Annotated in this window: 16 protein-coding genes and 2 pseudogenes; 15 read left to right on the top strand and 3 right to left on the bottom strand. The window is 64.3% G+C overall.

Features of this window, described 5'->3' with window-relative positions; genetic code table 11:
- Positions 1–11: 11 nt before the first annotated feature.
- The gene (locus A7A09_RS18860; RefSeq protein ID WP_106692832.1) at positions 12–1142 is read right to left on the bottom strand and encodes an HD domain-containing protein; all 1131 of its coding nucleotides are present in this window, start codon (positions 1140–1142) and stop codon (positions 12–14) included.
- A gap of 43 nt (positions 1143–1185) precedes the next feature.
- On the bottom strand, positions 1186–1848 hold the full coding sequence (locus tag A7A09_RS18865) for an alpha/beta hydrolase (RefSeq protein WP_106692833.1): 663 nt from the start codon (positions 1846–1848) through the stop codon (positions 1186–1188).
- A 179-nt stretch (positions 1849–2027) separates the two neighbouring features.
- Here A7A09_RS18865 and iscR point away from each other — a divergent pair, with 179 nt between their 5' ends.
- From iscR to A7A09_RS18900, 7 genes are all read left to right on the top strand, one after another.
- Positions 2028–2486: a Fe-S cluster assembly transcriptional regulator IscR gene (gene iscR, locus A7A09_RS18870; RefSeq protein ID WP_106692834.1), complete on the top strand. Its 459-nt coding sequence runs from the start codon at positions 2028–2030 to the stop codon at positions 2484–2486.
- Positions 2487–2590: 104 nt separating this feature from the next.
- The gene (locus tag A7A09_RS18875; protein WP_106692835.1) at positions 2591–3454 is read left to right on the top strand and encodes an urea carboxylase-associated family protein; all 864 of its coding nucleotides are present in this window, start codon (positions 2591–2593) and stop codon (positions 3452–3454) included.
- 117 nt (positions 3455–3571) lie between these two features.
- On the top strand, positions 3572–4735 hold the full coding sequence (gene ftsW / locus A7A09_RS18880; protein WP_106692836.1) for a putative lipid II flippase FtsW: 1164 nt from the start codon (positions 3572–3574) through the stop codon (positions 4733–4735).
- The gene (locus tag A7A09_RS18885) at positions 4735–5820 is read left to right on the top strand and encodes a UDP-N-acetylglucosamine--N-acetylmuramyl-(pentapeptide) pyrophosphoryl-undecaprenol N-acetylglucosamine transferase (RefSeq protein WP_106692837.1); all 1086 of its coding nucleotides are present in this window, start codon (positions 4735–4737) and stop codon (positions 5818–5820) included. Before ftsW ends, A7A09_RS18885 begins: the two co-directional genes overlap by 1 nt.
- The gene (murC, locus tag A7A09_RS18890; protein ID WP_106692838.1) at positions 5817–7244 is read left to right on the top strand and encodes a UDP-N-acetylmuramate--L-alanine ligase; all 1428 of its coding nucleotides are present in this window, start codon (positions 5817–5819) and stop codon (positions 7242–7244) included. Before A7A09_RS18885 ends, murC begins: the two co-directional genes overlap by 4 nt.
- Positions 7241–7519 carry a DUF2484 family protein gene (locus tag A7A09_RS18895; protein WP_106692839.1) on the top strand — a complete coding sequence of 93 codons (279 nt, stop codon included), beginning with the start codon at positions 7241–7243 and terminating at the stop codon, positions 7517–7519. Before murC ends, A7A09_RS18895 begins: the two co-directional genes overlap by 4 nt.
- Positions 7516–7863, top strand: coding sequence for a hypothetical protein (locus tag A7A09_RS18900; RefSeq protein WP_106692840.1), 348 nt, complete (start codon positions 7516–7518; stop codon positions 7861–7863). Before A7A09_RS18895 ends, A7A09_RS18900 begins: the two co-directional genes overlap by 4 nt.
- A gap of 56 nt (positions 7864–7919) precedes the next feature.
- Here the strand turns inward: A7A09_RS18900 and A7A09_RS18905 are convergent, their stop codons facing one another.
- A complete protein-coding gene (locus A7A09_RS18905) occupies positions 7920–8438 on the bottom strand; it encodes a YHS domain-containing (seleno)protein (protein WP_106692841.1) in 519 nt (172 codons plus the stop codon).
- Between the two features lie 139 nt (positions 8439–8577).
- Here A7A09_RS18905 and murB point away from each other — a divergent pair.
- From murB to A7A09_RS18945, 8 genes and pseudogenes are all read left to right on the top strand, one after another.
- Positions 8578–9518 (top strand): annotated as a pseudogene (gene murB, locus A7A09_RS18910) (UDP-N-acetylmuramate dehydrogenase).
- A gap of 802 nt (positions 9519–10320) precedes the next feature.
- Positions 10321–11430 carry a Hint domain-containing protein gene (locus tag A7A09_RS18915; protein ID WP_245999470.1) on the top strand — a complete coding sequence of 370 codons (1110 nt, stop codon included), beginning with the start codon at positions 10321–10323 and terminating at the stop codon, positions 11428–11430.
- 331 nt (positions 11431–11761) lie between these two features.
- Positions 11762–12652 carry a D-alanine--D-alanine ligase gene (locus A7A09_RS18920; protein ID WP_245999471.1) on the top strand — a complete coding sequence of 297 codons (891 nt, stop codon included), beginning with the start codon at positions 11762–11764 and terminating at the stop codon, positions 12650–12652.
- On the top strand, positions 12640–13584 hold the full coding sequence (locus tag A7A09_RS18925; protein WP_106692842.1) for a cell division protein FtsQ/DivIB: 945 nt from the start codon (positions 12640–12642) through the stop codon (positions 13582–13584). The genes A7A09_RS18920 and A7A09_RS18925 overlap by 13 nt, the downstream gene beginning before the upstream one ends.
- A 3-nt stretch (positions 13585–13587) precedes the next feature.
- Entirely contained in the window at positions 13588–14922 is a 1335-nt protein-coding gene (ftsA, locus tag A7A09_RS18930; RefSeq protein WP_106692843.1) for a cell division protein FtsA, read from the top strand.
- Between the two features lie 220 nt (positions 14923–15142).
- Positions 15143–16758, top strand: a pseudogene (gene ftsZ, locus A7A09_RS18935) (cell division protein FtsZ).
- A gap of 228 nt (positions 16759–16986) precedes the next feature.
- The gene (gene lpxC / locus A7A09_RS18940; protein ID WP_106692844.1) at positions 16987–17919 is read left to right on the top strand and encodes a UDP-3-O-acyl-N-acetylglucosamine deacetylase; all 933 of its coding nucleotides are present in this window, start codon (positions 16987–16989) and stop codon (positions 17917–17919) included.
- 192 nt (positions 17920–18111) lie between these two features.
- Positions 18112–18966 (top strand): outer membrane protein assembly factor BamD, encoded by an 855-nt coding sequence (locus tag A7A09_RS18945; RefSeq protein WP_170167161.1) that lies wholly within the window; start codon positions 18112–18114, stop codon positions 18964–18966.
- The last annotated feature ends 27 nt before the right edge of the window (positions 18967–18993 follow it).

Consider the following 18993-nt stretch of genomic DNA (forward strand, 5'->3'; position numbering starts at 1 on the left):
TTGTCACATGCTCACTCTGCGAAGTGGTGGCGCAACTCCTGCCAGAGCCAATTCCAGATCTCGGGCGCACCCTGTTCGACCCACGGTCCGACCCGCGCCTCGATATCGGCCAGCGTCACGTCGTATTCGACCCATCCCGCACCGCCGGAGCGCAGGTTCTGGATGGCTGGCTGGCACCGGTCCAGAGCCTTGGCAAAGATGGCGTCGGGGGTCTCGACAGCCTCGAACTCTCGCCAGAGCGACAGGAATTCCGCGGCTTGCGATACGGGCAACAGACCGAATATCCGCTCTGCCGCCGCGGTTTCGGCTGCCTGCACGGCCGCTGAATGATGCGCCTGCCCACCGGCCGAATGCAGCGGCACATCGCCGGTATCGATCTCGACCAGATCATGCAGCAAAAGCATGCGGATGACGCGCCCGGGATCGACCCCGGCCCCGGCATATCCGCCCAGGACCAGCGCATAGAGCGCCAGGTGCCAGCTATGCTCGCCGCTATTCTCGCGGCGCGAGGCGTCGATCAGCGTGTTGGCGCGATGGACCGATTTCAGCAGGTCGGCTTCGGTCAGGAAGCGCAGGCGCGCAGCCAGATCGCCACCGGGCAGGGCTTGCCCGTCCAGCAGGGCATCCGCGGCCTCCATCGCCTCGGGCCACTCACGGCGCAGGCGGGCCGCGCGTCCGCCGGACATGTTGTCCCGCACGATGGCGACGTGATCGGGCAGCGGCTTGCCGGCCATCAGCACCTGGAACAAGGGCTGGCTGTGATCCATCCGCTTGGCCATCCGGGCATCCGGCGTCTCTGCCGCCTCGAATTCGCGCCACAGCGCATGCAGCGCCTCGCCATCCGGGGCAAGGCCGAACAGGCGCGCGGCGGCGCGTGCCTCGGCCTGCGCGACGGCAGAGGCGTCATGGGACAGGTGGATCGGATGATCGCCGGTGTCGATCTCGACCAGGTCATGCAGCAGGGTCATGGCGATGGCGCGATCCGAAGCGCCAAAGACCATAGCGTAAAGGGCGACATGCCAGCTATGCTCGGCGCTGTTCTCCGGGCGGGAGAGATCCATCAGCACATTCGCCCGCTCGACCGATTTCAGCCGGTCGGCTTCGCAGAGGAAGGTGAAATGGCGGGGGAGATTGCCATGCATGGATGTCGTTCTCCCCCAAGTGGTTGGCCCGGCAGGCTGCCCGTCAGCGCGTCGTTTCGGTCAGCCGCCGCCGCACATAGGCCTGCACGGTATCGATCATCGGCTTCATATGCGCCTCGTCGTCGCGGAAGAAGTGATCGGCGCCCTCGATTTCCTCGTGGGTGATGGTGATGCCCTTCTGCTCGCGCAGCTTGCCGACCAGCGAATGGGTGTCCTTGGGAGGCGCCACGCGGTCGGCGGTGCCGTTGATGATCAGCCCGGAATTGGGGCAGGGGGCGAGGAAGCTGAAATCATACATGTTCGCGGGCGGCGCGACCGAAATGAATCCGGTGATCTCGGGCCGCCGCATCAGCAGTTGCATCCCGATCCAGGCGCCAAAGCTGAAACCCGCGACCCAGCAATGCTTGGAATTCGGGTTCATCGCCTGCAGGTAATCCAGCGCCGAGGCCGCATCGGAAAGCTCGCCCACGCCCTGGTCGAACTCACCCTGCGAGCGGCCCACCCCGCGGAAATTGAACCGCATCACGGTAAAGCCCATGTTGTGGAATGCGTAATGCAGGTTATAGACCACCCGGTTGTTCATCGTGCCGCCATATTGCGGATGCGGATGCAGGATGATGGCGATGGGCGCGTCCGGTATGCCGGCCTGCGGATGGTAGCGGCCTTCGAGGCGGCCTTCGGGGCCCGGAAAAATCAACTCTGGCATCGTCTTCCTTCAGCGGCTTGGAGGTTTCTTGACGCATTCGCGCCAGGCTTCTAGACCGAATATCTGGGAAGCCTGCGCAGCGGGCGCAAGAAACGGGCCTTCGGGGCATAACGCAGCCGTGCGGGCGCCGTCAATCTGTGGCGGGAATGCCGCAGGGTGGCAGGGGAGGAACAAGACCGATGAAACTGTCAACCAAGGGCCGCTACGCCATCATCGCGCTGGTCGATCTGGCGATCGCGCGTGGGGACGAACTGACCTCGCTGGCCGAGATCTCGAAACGCCAGGATATCTCGCTGCCTTATCTCGAACAGCTTTTCGTCCGCCTGCGCCGCGCCGAGCTGGTCTCTTCGGTGCGCGGCCCCGGCGGCGGCTATCGCCTTGCCCGCGCCCCGGAAACGATCCGCATCTCCGAGATCCTCGAGGCCGTGGACGAAACCGTCAGCGCCATGCATGTGGGGGCGGGGGCGTCGGGCGGGGTGTCGGGCTCGCGCGCGCAGACGCTGTCGAACCGGCTGTGGGAAAGCCTGTCGGCGCATGTCTATGTGTTCCTGCATAATCACTCGCTGGCGGATGTGGCCAAGAATCAGCTATTGCCATGCCCGGCCCTGCCGCAGCTCCTGAACGTGGTGGATGAATAGGGACGTTCCGCCGCGCCTTGCCGGATCGTTCCCTGTAAACCTTGCCGCCTCTCACGGAATATCCCGCAGTGGCCCGGTGGCGGGGGGCTGCAAAAGGAGATGCCATGAAACCCGAATATCCGGATCACCCCGCGCCAGCCGATGCTGCGGACCGTCGCGCCGTCGCCCCGGTCATCTGCTATCCGGTCGATGCCCTGCCGCGTCCCGATCTGGCCGCCTACCGCGCCGCCCGCGCCGGATGGATCCCTGTTGCACAGGTGACGGTGCCGCCGCGAGACGCGCGTTGCTTCGAGGTCCCTGCCGGGCATTTCTTTCGCATCACAAGCGTCGAGGGGCCGCAGGTCGGCGATCTGAACCTGTGGTCGGCCGACCTGTCCGAGCGCTTCTATTCCGGCAAGAGCCGGGCGCTGCACGGCACCCATCTGGGCACGGGCGATCGAATGTGGTCCTCCTTCCCGACGCTGAGGCCATTGGCCACGATCACCGAGGATACGCTGGACTGGTATGGTTTCGACGAATATGGCGGCGGTGTCCATGACGTGATCGGCACGCGCTGCGATCCCTATACGCATAACCTTTTGTCCGATGGCGGGCAGTATCACCATTGCTGCCATTCGAACCTGACCCGTACCCTGGCCGAACATCGCGGCATGCCGCTGGCCGAGGCGGAAACGCATGTGCATGACGTGCTCAATGTCTTCATGTGCACCGGCTTCACCCGCGACACCGGGCAGTATTTCATGAAGGCCAGCCCGGTGCGCCCCGGCGACTACCTGGAATTCTTCGCCGAGATCGACCTGCTGGGCGCATTGTCGGCCTGTCCCGGCGGCGATTGCGGCAGCGTGCATTCCTCGGACGAGGCGGCCTGCCATCCGCTGCTGGTCGAGATTTTCCGGCCCAAGGCGCCGCCCGCGGGCTGGCTGCCGCCATCGCCGAACGGGTATGATCGCAGCCACGGTGCAGGGTGACGAGCGGCAATGCGCGGCAATGCACAATAGAGAGTGGCGCGGGACGAGGTTTCGCGCTATGCTGCCCCCAGATCCGGATAAACCGGACATGATCGAGGCAGTGACGGCAGTATTCCCATGACCGAGATGGTCTTTGGCACGGCCCCTACGCGGGCAGGTGATCCGATTCTTCCAAGATGGTGGCGTACCATCGACAAATGGTCCCTGGCCTGCGTGCTGGGGCTTTTCGCGATGGGGTTGCTTCTTGGGCTGGCGGCATCGGTTCCGCTGGCCGAAAAGAACAACCTGCCGCGGTTCTATTACGTCGAAAGACAGGCCGCATTCGGCGGGATGGCCCTGATCGTGATGCTGGTCTTCTCGATGATGTCCCCCCGGCAGGTGCGGCGCCTGGGAGTGCTGGGTTTCATCGGCGCTCTTCTGCTGATCCTCGCATTGCCGGTGATCGGGACCGATCACGGCAAGGGTGCGGTCCGCTGGCTCAGTATCGCGGGGTTGTCGCTGCAACCCTCGGAATTCCTGAAACCCGGTTTCGTGGCGCTTTGCGCCTGGTTCATGGCTGCCAGCCAGGAGGTCGGAGGGCCTCCGGGCAAGCTCTATTCCTTCATCACGGCCTGCGTGATCGTGGTGCTGCTGGCGCTGCAACCCGATTTCGGGCAGGCCTCGCTGGTGCTGTTCGCATGGCTGGTGATGTATTTCGTGGCCGGTGCGCCGATGGTGCTCTTGCTCGGGGTGGCCGGGCTGGCCGGTTTCGGCGGCTTTCTTGCCTATGGCGCTTCCGAGCATTTCGCCCGCCGCATCAACGGTTTCCTGTCACCCGATATCGATCCGCGCACGCAGATCGGCTATGCGACCAATGCCATCCAGGAAGGCGGGTTCTTCGGCGTCGGCGTGGGCGAGGGCAGCGTGAAATGGTCGCTGCCCGACGCGCATACCGATTTCATCATCGCCGTGGCGGCCGAGGAATACGGGCTGATCATGGTGCTGGCGATCATCGCGCTCTACTGCACCATCGTCGTGCGCTCGCTGCTGCGCCTGCTGAAAGAGCGCGACCCTTTCGCCCGGATCGCGGGCACCGGTCTGGCCTGCTCCTTCGGGGTGCAGGCGCTGATCAATATGGGCGTCGCGGTGCGATTGCTTCCGGCCAAGGGGATGACACTGCCATTCGTGAGCTATGGCGGCTCTTCGGTCATCGCCTCGGCGGTCGCGATGGGGGCGCTGCTGGCGTTGACGCGGACTCGTCCGCAAGGCGAGATCGCCGAGATCCTGCGGCGGGGGCACTGATGTCCACACCCTTGGCCCTGATCGCCGCCGGTGGGACCGGCGGCCACATGTTTCCCGCGCAGGCGCTGGCCGAATTGCTGCTGGCCGAGGGCTGGCGCGTCAGGCTGTCCACCGACGAGCGCGGCGCGCGCTATGCGGGCGGCTTTCCCGAGGCGGTCGAGCGCTCGGTGGTGCCATCGGCGACAACGGCCCGGGGCGGTATCATCGGCAAGCTGACCGCACCGTTCAAGATTGCGGCCGGGGTGATGGCCGCGCGCAAGGGATTTCGCCGCGACCGTCCCGCGGTGGTGATCGGTTTCGGCGGGTATCCCACGATTCCGGCGCTGGCGGCGGCGGTCAGCATGGGGCTGCCCCGGATGATCCATGAACAGAACGGCGTGATGGGGCGGGTGAACCGGCTCTTCGCGCGCCGGGTAGACCGCATCGCCTGCGGGATATGGCCGACCGAATTGCCCGCGGATGTCGAGGGCATCCATACCGGTAACCCGATCCGCGCCTCGGTGCTGGAACGGGCCGGTGCGGCCTATGCGCTTCCGGCGCAGGGGGATTTGCATCTTCTGGTGATCGGTGGCTCGCAAGGGGCGCGGGTCCTGTCGGATATCGTGCCCGAGGCCATCGCTGCACTGCCCGAGCCGCTGCGCGCACGGCTCCGTGTCAGCCATCAGGCCCGTGCCGAGGATGGCGACAGGGTGATCGAGGCCTATCGGCAGGCGGGTGTCCGGGCCGAGGTGCAGGCCTTTTTCGGCGACGTCCCCGAGCGGCTGGAAAAGGCGCAACTGGTCATCAGCCGGTCCGGCGCATCCTCGATCGCCGATATCACGGCGATCGGACGGCCCGCGATCCTGATCCCGCTGGCCAGCGCAACCGGAGATCACCAGACTGCCAATGCGCGCGCCCTGGCCGAGGGCGGTGCGGCGCTTGTCCGTCCGGAATCCGAGCTTGACGCAGAGAGCCTGATGGGCGACATCCGCGACCTTCTGAGCGACCCCGCGCGGGCGCAGGAGATGGCCGCCGCCGCCTTGCTGCTTGGCCGTCCCGATGCGGCGCGCCGCCTTTATGATATAGTGACGGAGATAGTAGCATGAACGCCGCGACCAAATTGCCATTCGATCTCGGTCCGATCCATTTCACCGGCATCGGCGGCATCGGTATGTCCGGCATCGCCGAGGTGCTGCTGACGCTTGGTTATTCCGTGCAGGGCAGCGACCTGAAGCGGTCCAAGATCACCGACCGGCTGGAAGGGCTGGGCGCGAAGATCTTCGAGGGGCAGGAGGCCGCGAATATCGGCGAGGCCGGTGTCGTGGTCATCTCGACCGCGATCAAGAAGGGCAATCCCGAGCTGGAAGAGGCCCGACGCCGCGGCCTGCCGGTGGTGCGCCGCGCCGAGATGCTGGCCGAGCTGATGCGGATGAAGTCGAATATCGCCGTCGCCGGAACCCATGGCAAGACGACGACCACCACCATGGTCGCCACGCTGCTCGATGCGGGCGGGCTTGATCCGACGGTCATCAATGGCGGGGTGATCCATGCCTATGGCTCGAACGCGCGGGCCGGAGAGGGCGAGTGGATGGTGGTCGAGGCCGATGAGAGCGATGGCAGTTTCAATCGCCTGCCCGCCGATATCGCCATCGTCACCAATATCGATCCCGAACATATGGAGCATTGGGGCAGTTTCGACGCGCTGCGCCAGGGCTTTTACGATTTCACCTCGGGGATTCCCTTCTATGGGCTCGCGGTGTGCTGCACCGATCATCCCGAGGTTCAGGCCCTGGTCGGGCGCCTGACGGATCGCCGGGTGGTGACATTCGGCTTCAATGCGCAGGCGGATGTGCGGGCGGTGAACCTGCATTACGACAAGGGCATTGCGCATTTCGATATCGCCCTGCAGGGCGAGCGCGACGGCTCCGGCGATGAAGGCGGGATGATCGAAGGCTGCACCCTGCCGATGCCGGGTGATCACAATGTCTCGAACTGCCTCGCCGCTGTGGCGGTCGCCCGCCATCTTGGCATGAAGAAATCCGAGATCCGCGGCGCGCTGGCGAATTTCGCCGGGGTCGGGCGGCGCTTCACCCGTGTCGGAGAGGTGGACGGCGTGACCATCATCGACGATTACGGCCATCACCCGGTCGAGATCGCCGCCGTGCTGAAAGCCGCCCGCCAGGCCAGCAGCGGCCGGGTCATCGCCGTGCACCAGCCGCATCGCTATTCCCGCCTCTCGAGCCTCTTCGACGATTTCTGCACCTGTTTCAACGAGGCCGATGTCGTCGCCATCGCCGAGGTCTATGCGGCCGGTGAGGATCCGATCCCCGGCGCCACCCGCGACGATCTGGTTGCCGGGCTGATCGCCCATGGCCATCGTCATGCCCGCGCGATCCTCAGCGAGGGCGATTTGACGCGGCTGGTGCGCGAACAGGCCCGTCCCGGCGACATGGTCGTCTGCCTCGGGGCGGGAACGATCTCGGGCTGGGCGAATGCGCTTCCGGACCGGCTGCGGGACGAGGCCGCATGAATGATCCCCATGTCATTTCCGGTGCGCTGGCGTTGTCCTGGCTGATTCTGGCGGGGCTGCTCCCACGGATCGCGTGGCGCTACAGAAACCCCGCATCCTGGGGAATGATCGTGATAGGAGTGCCGGTGCTGGGTTGGCTGACCCTGCATTGGGGGCCGGGAGTCGGCGTTGCCGCCTTCGCGCTCGGGTTTGGCGTGCTGGTGCTCCAGCCATTGCGCCCAAGGGGCGACAAGGCGGAACGGACCCTGCACGACACGGGGCCGGGAACTACGTGAATCCGCTGCTGATCTCGGCGGCCTGCCTGATCGGTGCGGGGGCCGTCGCGCTCGGCTGTTCCGCGCTGCGGTTGCGCTGGCCACTGACCGCGCTGTCACTGCTGCTGGCGGTGATCGCGTTGCAACTGACTGATGCTGCCCGCGGGCGGAACGGGGTGCATGATCTCGGCGCATGGCTGGCAATGAGACATACGGTCGTTCCCGCCTTGCTGGGCATTGCCTTGGGGGCCGTGATCGGAAAGAGCCGCGGCTGGCACTTGCGACATCATGGCTGGCAGGGCGGAGCGACCGTCGCCGCGCTGATCCTGAGCCTCTTTGCTGCGGGATATACCCTGCTTCTCTGAAAGGGCCTGTGGCATGTCCGCCAAGGCATGCGCGGCATGCGGCAAGGCGCCGAAGATCAGTTCCCGAGCGGGGCCGGGGACCTGAAACCCGGGATTGCTTGGGTCGATGCCTCGTCCGGCTCGATTTCGGGCCAGTTCTCCTCCGCCAGGTCGATATTGCCCGGGATGTCCCTTTCCCAGTAAGCGGCGACTTTCGGGGTGATATTCAGGTAAAGCCTGCCATCGACGATCCGCCACAGGTTCGGATTTCCCGGCACCTTGTTGTTCCTTGAGACGCCATAGGCACAGTGGCCGTCATATTGCGGGGCGAAATAAGCCGGGTTTTCAAGGTACCTGACACGGTTTTCCGTGGTCGCGAAGGCGAAGACCGCCCCGTTATACTCGGCGGTGATACCTGCCTTGCCGGGAATGGCAGCTGGCTGGGGCAAGCCGGGGGCTGCCTGGCCGAGATCGCGATAGGCGACGACGTCGTAGCCAGATACGGCAAAGCCCGTCGGGTCGATGAATTGCTCGCCCGCGAAGGCCGGAAAACCCAGACCGGCGGCAAGGATAACGGCAAGGAAGAGAGGTTTCATCGTGATACCTGGGTTGCGGGTCTGTCATCGCCATTACGTTCCCGGACCGGATGTCTTACAAGGGCTCACGCATCTGTGATCGCCGGGTGGGCGGGAGCGGCAGATTGACCTTCGCGGGAGCCCTGTTTACCAGCATGTCATGACTTTCGATCTGCCCAGCCCTCGTGGCGCCCTGACACCGAACCGTCCCCTGGACAGCCTGACATGGCTGCGCGTGGGCGGGCCTGCCGATTGGCTGTTCCAGCCCGCCGATGCCGGGGACCTGGCCGATTTCCTGCGCCAGCTGGACCCGGCGATACCGGTTTTCCCCATCGGCGTGGGCAGCAACCTGATCGTGCGCGATGGCGGGATCCGGGGCGTGGTGATCCGGCTCGGGCGCGGTTTCAACACGATCACGGCCGAGGACGACCGGGTGATTGCCGGGGCAGGGGCGCTGGATGCCCATGTCGCAAGGCGGGCGGCGGATGCGGGGCTGGACCTGACCTTCCTGCGCACCATTCCCGGCAGTATCGGCGGGGCGGTCAGCATGAATGCCGGATGCTACGGCTCTTACACGGCCGATCACCTGATCGAAGTGAGAGGGGTTACGCGTGACGGGCGAGAAGAGGTGCTGACGCCCGCAGATCTGCGCTTTGCCTATCGCCATTCGGACTTGCCGGAAGGCTGGATCGTCACCGAGGCGGTGCTGCGGGCTGACAGGGGCGAGCCCGATGCCCTGCATCGGAAAATGGCCGATCAACTGGCCAGGCGCGACGCGACACAGCGACCCGGGAGCGCAGCGCCGGTTCGACCTTCCGCAACCCGGCGGGGTTCAGCTCGACCGGGCGGGAAGATGACACGCATGAGTTGAAGGCGTGGTCGCTGATCGACCGGGCGGGGTTGCGCGGCCATAGCTGGGGCGGTGCGCAGATGTCCGAAAAGCACCCGAATTTCCTGCTCAATACCGGCGGGGCGACGGCGGACGACCTTGAGACCCTGGGAGAACTGGTCCGCCGCCGGGTACTGGAGGATAGCGGCTACGAGCTCCAGTGGGAGGTGATCCGCGTGGGTGATCCCTTGCCCGAGAAGGAACAGGGCTGAAAGAGTAACAGGAGCGGGGACGGTATCGCGTTCCCGATGCAACCTGGAAGCAGTTTGAAACCGGAAATGCCGGGTTTCTGGCCGTACGGGCTCGTACACCCTGCATTACACAACCTGCATATGGGGCGGCTACAGGCACGGCTGATTGCCCGGATGATGCCCTGCTACGGATGAATCTCCGATAAGAATTTCGCTTCGCGTGGATGAACCGGCGGTGCCACTGTGGACGTTCGGCCATCTCCGATAGCGCAGCGCAAGATGTTGCGCGAAGCGATCTCCGCGCCTTCCGCCCTCTGCAGGTTTCCACGGATATCCGGAGGGATGCAGGGTGGGTTCCTGCCTGGGCTGCAAAGATGAACCGATACCGTTCCAATCCCCTCTTGGGCGAGCGAAATCTGCCTAGGTAGTTTCGCCTATGGTATACATTTTTATTGTATGCCGACCCTTCTGCCGGTAAACACCACTTGCTGGTGATTCACCACGTCTATTCGGTGAGAATGGCGATGCTGCAATCTTGTGTAGTGCGCTTCTGGCTTGTTTCGTTCTGGCGTTGTTCAGACAGTGAGGGCTTTGAATGATCGATCATATGGATGCGCCGATGCAGGACGGGAGCCTGGGCCGGGACGGTTCGAGGGGGGCTTGCCGATAAGTTGAGCGGCAACATTTTTGGCGTTGATGGCTATGCGGATGACGTTTCCATCGCCGAGAGCATAGCGGCCGCGATCCGCGATAGATCGGGAACAGCCTGTCCATGGGCCTGCGATCTGAACAGCAGCGAGTTTACCAACATAGAGGTTTCGAGATGGCATATCCTACAGAAGACGTTGTCGTTAATGGCACATTCAGCAGTACGGTCCCCGGAACGAGCAGTGGTTCTCAGGGAGATTCTGGTGATCCGTCCGATTGGATAGTCGCTGAGGGTACCGAATACCGGGTGCAGACTGTTGGCGGTCGTGTCTATTTCAACCGAAGCGAGTCACCGGCAACCACCACGACCGGCATCTATCAGGATGTTAATGGGGTCGAGCCAAGCGGCGAGGAGATCACCTTCAGCTTCACCTATGGTGAAAACAAGACTCCTCATGCCAACCAGGGCGATCCCGGCATTCGTTACGTTGTCTATGATCTTGATAACAATAACGCTATCATGGCACAGGGAACCGTCAAAACGCCCGGCAACTATACCGAAACATTCGCCGCAAATTCAACGTCCTATAGAATTTACTTCTATGATGTTTCGAATGGGACAACCTTTGCGGATCCATATTTGGATAACGTGTCGCTTGTTGCGCCTGTCGTGTGCTTTGCCGCGGGCACATTGATCGAAACCTCCTGCGGTCCCATGGCAGTGGAAAAACTGCGGGAAGGCGACATGATCAGAACCCGCGACAATGGCCTTCAGCCGATCCGCTGGATCGGATCGCGCAAACTGTCTGCGGCGGAATTGGCGGCTGCCCCCAATCTGCGCCCGATCCGGATCCGTGCCGGCGCTTTTGGGAACAATACACCCGAAACTAACCTGATAGTTTCGCCGCAGCACCGGGTGCTGGTCCGTTCCAAGATCGCGCAGCGCATGTTCAGTGCCGATGAGGTCCTGGTTGCGGCCAAGCACCTGCTGGAGCTTGATGGAGTCGGGATCGCCGAAGACATGGCGCAAGTGGAATACTTGCACATTCTTTTCGACCGGCACGAGATCATCTTCTCGAACGGTGCGGAAACCGAAAGCCTCTATACCGGCCCCGAGGCGCTGAAGGCGGTCGGCCCGAAGGCGCGCGATGAAATCCTCGCATTGTTCCCCGAGTTGCGCGACATGGATCCGGCGGCGGTTGCGCCACCGGCGCGCCCCTGGTCAAGGGGCGGATGGGGCGGCAACTGGCTGGCCGCCATGCGCGAAACAGGCATGAACTGGTGAGCTGAGCCGGGTTTCCGGTCGCCCGTGACCGGAAGGGGAGGTCACGGCGAATTGCAGTCACGGTGATCGGCGCTCGGGCGGCCCTTGAGGGCGCGGGCGCCGAACGCTTTTCGGAGCCGCGGCTTTCATCCGTTCGGATCAACAGTTTTCGCCGATGCCCCAAAAAGCCCCTTTTGCGATTCGCGATTTGCGGCTATTCTGATCCGACAAGATGCAGGACCGGGACCAACCCGGCCGCATGACATGTAACAAGACCCGGGCCAACCGGGTTTCGAGAGGCAGAAACGTGACGGGCAGGTCGAGCAGGACAGCCCACATCGTAGCCGTTCTGATGGGCGGATCCTCGGCCGAGCGCGAGGTTTCGCTCTCGTCGGGGCGTGAATGCGCGGCGGCGCTGCGCGTCGCGGGCTATGATGTGATCGAGATCGAACTGGATGCAGATCGCGGCGATGACATCATCGCGCGGCTGGCCGGCGCGCGCCCGGATGTGGTCTTCAACGCGCTGCATGGCCGGTGGGGAGAGGATGGCTGCGTGCAGGGGATCCTCGAATGGATGGGGCTGCCCTATACGCATTCCGGCGTGCTCGCCTCGGCCATGGCGATGGACAAGATCGTCGCCAAGCGGATTTTCCGCGAGGCCGGGTTGCCGGTCGTGGAAAGCGTCATCGCCGATGCCACCGAGGTGCGCAGCCGCCATGTGCTGAAACCGCCATATGTGGTCAAACCCTATAACGAAGGCTCCTCGGTCGGGATCTATATCGTGCATGAGGTGGCGAACGGACCGCCGCAGCTTTCCGATGCCATGCCTGCAAGGGTGATGGTCGAGACCTATGTGCCGGGGCGCGAACTGACGGTGGCGGTGCTGGGGGACCGGGCGCTTGCCGTCACCGATATCATCACCGATGGCTGGTATGATTACGATGCGAAATACAAGGAAGGCGGCTCGCGCCACGTGATCCCGGCGGAGATCCCCGAAGAGATCGCGGCGGCTTGCCTGGATTACGCCGTCCGGGCGCATCAGGCGCTTGGCTGCCACGGGCTGACCCGCTCGGATTTTCGGTGGGACGATACGCGCGGGCTGGACGGGCTGGTCCTGCTTGAGGTCAACACCCAGCCAGGCATGACCCCGACATCGCTGGCCCCGGAACAGGCGGCGCATAACGGCGTCGATTTCCCGGCCCTGATGCGCTGGATGGTGGAGGACGCGCTATGTCGGTCGTGATCGATCATCGACCGCAGAGGCAGCCCGCCCCACAACCGCCCCGCGTCAAGCGGGATCCGGCGCCGTCGCGGCTGAAATACCGGCTGGAACGGATGTGGCTTACGCCGCTTTACCGCCGCGTGCTGCGGGTCGGGCTGCCGGCTTTCCTGGCCGCGATGACGGCGGGGATATGGCTGGCCGACGAGGACCGGCGGGCGGCGCTGACCGACGGCATCGCCGGGCTGGTCGAGAAGGTGCAGAGCCGCGAGGCCTTCCAGGTCAAGATGATGACCATCGAGGGCGCGTCTCCGGCGGTGGACAAGGCGTTGCGGGGAATGTTGCCGGTCGATCTGCCGGCCTCCAGCTTCGATATCGACCTGGCGGCGCTGCGATTGCAGGTGCTGCGGCTGGACGCAGTCGAATCGATCGACCTGCGGATCAAGCCGGGCGGGATCCTGTCGGCGGTGGTGACCGAACGCGAGCCGGTTCTGCTGTGGCGGCATGCGCGGGGGATCGACATGCTGGATGCCGGCGGGCACCGGGTCGCCGGTGTTACCTCGCGGGAAATGCGTCCGAACCTGCCGCTGATCGCGGGCGAGGGCGCCGACATGGCGACCGAAGAGGCGCTGGCGCTGATCGATGCGGCCGGGCCGATCCTGCCGCGGCTGCGCGGGCTGGTCCGCAAGGGCGAGCGGCGTTGGGACGTGGTGCTGGACAAGGGACAGCAGATCATGCTGCCCGCCGAGGGTGCAGTGACTGCGCTCGAAGCCGCCATGGCGCTGAACCGGGCGCAGGACATGCTGGGGCGCGATATCTCCGTGGTCGATCTGCGCGACCCGTCGCGGCCGGTCATCCGCCTGGGGCTGGATGCGCGAAATACCATCCGCCTGGCACGGGACATGCTGCCCCTGGGGCCGGACGGCAAGGTAATCGAGAAGAAGAAAGGGGGCTGAAGAATGGCGGAACTGTATCAGACGCAGCGGGCAATGCGGAACATGCGCCGGGCGGCCCTGCAGCGCGGGGTGATCGGGATCCTGGATATCGGCACATCCAAGATCGCCTGCATGGTGCTGAAATTCGACGGCACCGGCACTTTCCGCGAAACCGATGGCGTCGGGCCGATGGCCGGGCAGGCGAATTTCCGGGTGATCGGCGCTGCCTCGACCCGGTCGCGCGGCGTGCGCCGGGGCGAGATCGATACCATGGCCGAGACCGAGCGCGCGATCCGCACCGTGGTTGCCGCCGCGCAGAAACTGGCCGGGGTAAGGGTCGATCACGTCATCGCCTGCATGTCCGGCGGGCGCCCCGCCTCTTACGGGTTGAATGGCGAGGTCGTGCTGCAATCGGGCAAGGTGACCGAGCATGACGTGGCCTCGGTGCTGGCCGCCTGCGATGCACCCGATTTCGGGCGCGGGCGCGAGGTGCTGCATGCGCAGCCGGTGAATTTCGCCGTCGACAACCGCAGCGGGTTGGGCGATCCGCGTGATCACGCGGGCAACCGGCTGGCCTGCGACATGCATGTGCTGACCATCGATGGCGACCTGATCGGTAACCTGGTGCAATGCATCCGCCGCTGCGATCTGGAACTGGCGGGAATCGCATCGGCGTCTTATGCCTCGGCGCGGGCGAGCCTGGTCGAGGATGAGCAGGAACTGGGCGGCGCCTGTATCGATTTCGGCGGAGGTGGCACTGGCGTTTCGATTTTCATAAAGAAACACATGATCTTCGCGGATAATGTTAGAATAGGTGGGAATCTGATCACGCAGGATCTGGCGCAGGGCCTGCGGGTTTCCCTGCCGGTGGCGGAGCGGCTCAAGACCCTGAATGGCGGTGTCGAGGCGACCGGCCGCGACGATCGCGAGATGATCGAGGTGGGCGGCGATACCGGCGATTGGGAATCCGATCGCCGCACCGTCAGCCGTGCCGATGTGATCGGCGTAATGCGTCCCAGGGTCGAGGAAATTCTGGAAAATGTCCGGCAAGTGCTTGATGCGGCGGGATTTGATCATATGCCCAGCCAGCAGATCGTGCTGACCGGCGGCGGCAGCCAGATCCCGGGGCTGGATGGGTTGGCGGCGCGTATCCTGGGGCCGAATATCCGTTGTGGGAGGCCCCTGCGCATCGACGGGCTGGCGCATCAACTGACCGATCCCAGCTTTTCCAGCGCTGTCGGGCTCGCGCTTTTCGCAGCGCATCCGCAGGATGAATGGTGGGATTTCGAGATGCCGGCGGAGGCCTATCCGGCGCGGAGCCTCAAGCGGGCCTATCGCTGGTTCCGCAATAACTGGTAGCCGCTTGCCCTTGAATGGTGGAGGGTCGGGGGCCAACCACTATATTCGGGCAATTTGGCAAGATACCGCCGATAGTTATGGAAAAACCGCCATATTTTGCGGTCGATTCGTGTTTTTCGGGTGACGGGCAGGGGCATGTTCGTTACGATTGGGTTTAATTAAGGGGGATTCGGACGGGTGAATCACGCCCGCCACGACCAGCGATAGACAGGCGGAAACCATGAACCTCAATCTGATGATGAACGACGAACAAGAGCTCAAGCCCCGGATCACCGTGTTCGGTGTTGGCGGGGCGGGCGGCAACGCGGTCAACAACATGATCGAGAAACAGCTCGACGGGGTCGAGTTCGTGGTTGCCAATACCGATGCGCAGGCCCTGGCGCAGTCGCGCTCGACCAGCCGCGTGCAGATGGGCCCGAAAGTGACCGAGGGGCTGGGCGCGGGGGCCAAGCCCTCGATCGGCGCCAAGGCCGCGGAGGAAACCATCGAGGATATCGTCGATCACCTGATGGGCGCGCATATGTGCTTCATCACCGCCGGGATGGGCGGCGGCACCGGCACCGGCGCCGCGCCGATCATCGCCCAGGCTGCGCGCGAAATGGGGATCCTGACGGTCGGCGTCGTGACCAAGCCCTTCCAGTTCGAGGGCACCAAGCGGATGCGCCAGGCCGAAGAGGGTGTCGAATCGCTGCAGAAGGTCGTGGATACGCTGATCATCATTCCCAACCAGAACCTGTTCCGGCTGGCGAATGAGAAGACCACCTTCACCGAGGCCTTCGCCATGGCCGACGACGTTCTCTATCAGGGCGTCAAGGGCGTGACCGACCTGATGGTGCGTCCGGGCCTGATCAATCTCGACTTCGCCGATGTCCGTGCCGTCATGGACGAGATGGGCAAGGCGATGATGGGCACCGGCGAAGCGTCCGGCGACAACCGCGCGCAAGAGGCCGCCGAACGGGCCATCGCCAACCCGCTCCTGGACGAGATCAGCCTGAACGGCGCCCGGGGTGTGCTGATCAACATCACCGGCGGATACGACATGACCCTGTTCGAGTTGGACGAGGCCGCGAATGTCATCCGCGACAAGGTCGATTCGGATGCCAATATCATCGTCGGCTCGACGCTGGATCCCGAGATGGAAGGCACGCTCCGTGTCTCCGTCGTGGCGACCGGCATCGATGCGGCAGCGGTCCAGGAAGAGACGCCCGCCCCGCGTCGCAGCATGGCCGAACCCCTGACCCAGAACCCGCCGGTTGCACGCGGTCAGGAAGAGGCTGCGCCGCAGGAGGACGATATCCCCGTCCCGCCGCGCCGCGCCGCGCCGCCCGCCGTCAATGCTCCCCGCATGGAAGAGCGTGCACCCGCCGCAGCGCAGGATGACGATCTTCCGCCCTCGGCATGGCAGGCCCGTGCGCAGTCCCGCGCCGCAGCCGCGGTGCAGATCGACGACGATGCCAGCGGATTCGTCGCGCCCAAGCCCGCGGGCGGAGATCGCGGGCAACCGCGGCCGGAGGTGCTGGACCGCCTGCGCAAGGCCGTCGAGCATCAGGCGAGCGCCAGGCTGCGCGCCAGCCGCAGGCCCGGGCCGAAACCGAGGCGAGCCGCAACCAGAGCCGGATGAGCGGATTGGGGCGGATGCTGGAGCGTATGGCCGGGCATAACGAGCAGGGCGGGGGACAGGCCAAGCCCGCCGCAGCCTCTATTGCCGAGCGCGTCAATGAACGGGTCGCCATCCGTGCGCGGCAGGAAGAGGTCGATTTTGACGATCTGGCAAGCCCGGAGCAGGGCGACGACAATGTCGAGATTCCGGCCTTCCTGCGCCGTCAGGCGAACTAGGCTCATCACAAAACTGTCGCATTGATTGATCGAAAGGGCCGCAACACGCGGCCTTTTCCTTTTTATATACAGCTTGTTAAGTTTCCTTCTCGTAACGCGGAAGAAGAATCGGCGGTGAATGTTTCACCCGGTTACAATTCGTTAATTGAACGCCTGCCCGCCGCGCCTTAGCTGGAACGATGACAGAATAACCATGTTCTGGTGAACAGAATCCAAGGCAGGCAGACCATGCAGGCGACGCTTAAAACGAATGCGATCTTTGAAGGTGTCGGTTTGCACTCCGGTGCGGCCGCCCGTCTGGAGATTCATCCCGCACCGGCCGGTCACGGTATCCTGTTCCGCCGGACCGACCTGGTTCCGGCTGTCGATATCCCGGCCCGTTGGGACCACGTGACGCCCTCGAAACTGTGCACCTTGCTGGATAACGGCCAGGGACAGACGCTGTCCACGGTCGAGCATGTCATGGCCGCGCTTGCGGGCACCGGGGTCCATAACGCGCTGGTCGAGGTGAACGGCCCGGAAGTGCCGATTCTCGATGGTTCCGCCGCGCCTTTCGTCAAGGGCATCCTGCGTGCAGGTATCCGGATGCAGCCCGAACCGTTGCGTGCCATTCGCGTGCTTCGCCCCGTGGAACTGCGCGAGGGCGAGGCCTATGCCCGGCTGACCCCCGCCGATCACCTGGAGATCGAGTTCGATATCGACTTCACCGACGAGGCCATCGGCCACCAGGAAAAGCGGCTGGACATGGCCAATGGCGCCTTCCTGCGGGAACTGGCCGATAGCCGCACCTTCTGCCGTCAGGCCGATGTTGACGCGATGCGCAAGAACGGCCTGGCGCTTGGCGGAACCTATATGAACGCGGTTGTCGTGGATGGCGCGCAGGTGCTGTCTCCGGGCGGGCTGCGTCATGACGACGAGGCGGTGCGCCACAAGATGCTGGACGCGATGGGCGATCTGGCGCTGGCCGGGGCTCCGCTTCTGGCACGCTATACCGGGCACCGCGCCGGTCACGCGATGACCAACCGGCTGCTGCGGGCCCTGTTCGCCGATCCGACGGCCTGGACCTGGGAAACCTGCTCGCCCGATCTGGCCGACCGTCTGCCGGGGGCGGGGGTCGCCGCCTATTCCTTCCTGGTCAGAGACGAGTTGGTCGCGCAGTAATGCGCGGCCTTTCCGGTTCGCCCGCAGGCCGGGCATTCCGCCGCGTCATCCGGGCGGGCTTTCGCCCCTTAATCAATTCTCATGCAGAATTCAACGGATTGCCATTTTGCGCCCCCTGATGTTCTGTGCTAGGAGATGCCGGCTACCCGGCCAAAAGGGTGGCGGCACAGCAGAATCGTTGGGCAGGTGAAGATGGTGCGCTCGAAAATCTCGGCTTCCTTGATGGCTGCTGTGCTGGCAGGCATGACCCTTTCGGGATGTTCCGCCCTCCGCGGCTCGGATGATGGCGACAAGCGGAACCTGGAACGGTTCACCGCCGAGCAGATCTACAAGCGTGGCGAATACGAGCTGGAAAACAGCCGCAAGCCCGAGGACGCCGTCTTCTATTTCAGCGAGGTCGAGCGGCTTTATCCCTATTCGGAATGGGCCAAGCGGGCGCTGATCATGCAGGCTTACGGCCATCACCGCGCCGGCGAATACGAAGAGGCGCGCGGGGCTGCGCAGCGCTTCATCGACACCTATCCGGGTGATGCCGATGCGGCCTATGCGAAATATCTTCTGGCGCTCTCCTATTACGACCAGATCGACGATGTCGGCCGGGACCAGGGCCTGACCTTCCAGGCGCTGGTGGCGCTGCGCGAGGTGATCGAGGAATATCCCGACAGCGAATATGCCCGCAGCGCGATCCTGAAATTCGATCTCGCCTTCGACCATCTTGCCGCGAAAGAGATGGAAATCGGGCGCTATTACCTCAAGCGCGGCCATTACGCGGCGTCGATCAACCGATTCCGGGTCGTGGTCGAGGAATTCCAGACCACGACCCAGACACCCGAGGCGCTGATGCGGCTGGTCGAGGCATATCTGGCGCTTGGCCTGACCGACGAGGCGCAGACGGCGGGCGCGATCCTGGGCCATAACTTCCAGTCCTCGCCCTTCTACCAGGACGCCTATCGTCAGCTTCGCGGCCGTGGCCTGTCGGCCGAGGCGCGGGGCGACAGCTGGCTGACCAATGTTTATCGCCAGATGATTCAGGGGAGATGGCTGTGACCTTCTCCCGCTTGGGGTAGGGCGCGG

The sequence above is a fragment of the Paracoccus methylarcula genome (assembly GCF_003007735.2).
In the GTDB taxonomy this organism is placed as follows: domain Bacteria; phylum Pseudomonadota; class Alphaproteobacteria; order Rhodobacterales; family Rhodobacteraceae; genus Paracoccus; species Paracoccus methylarcula.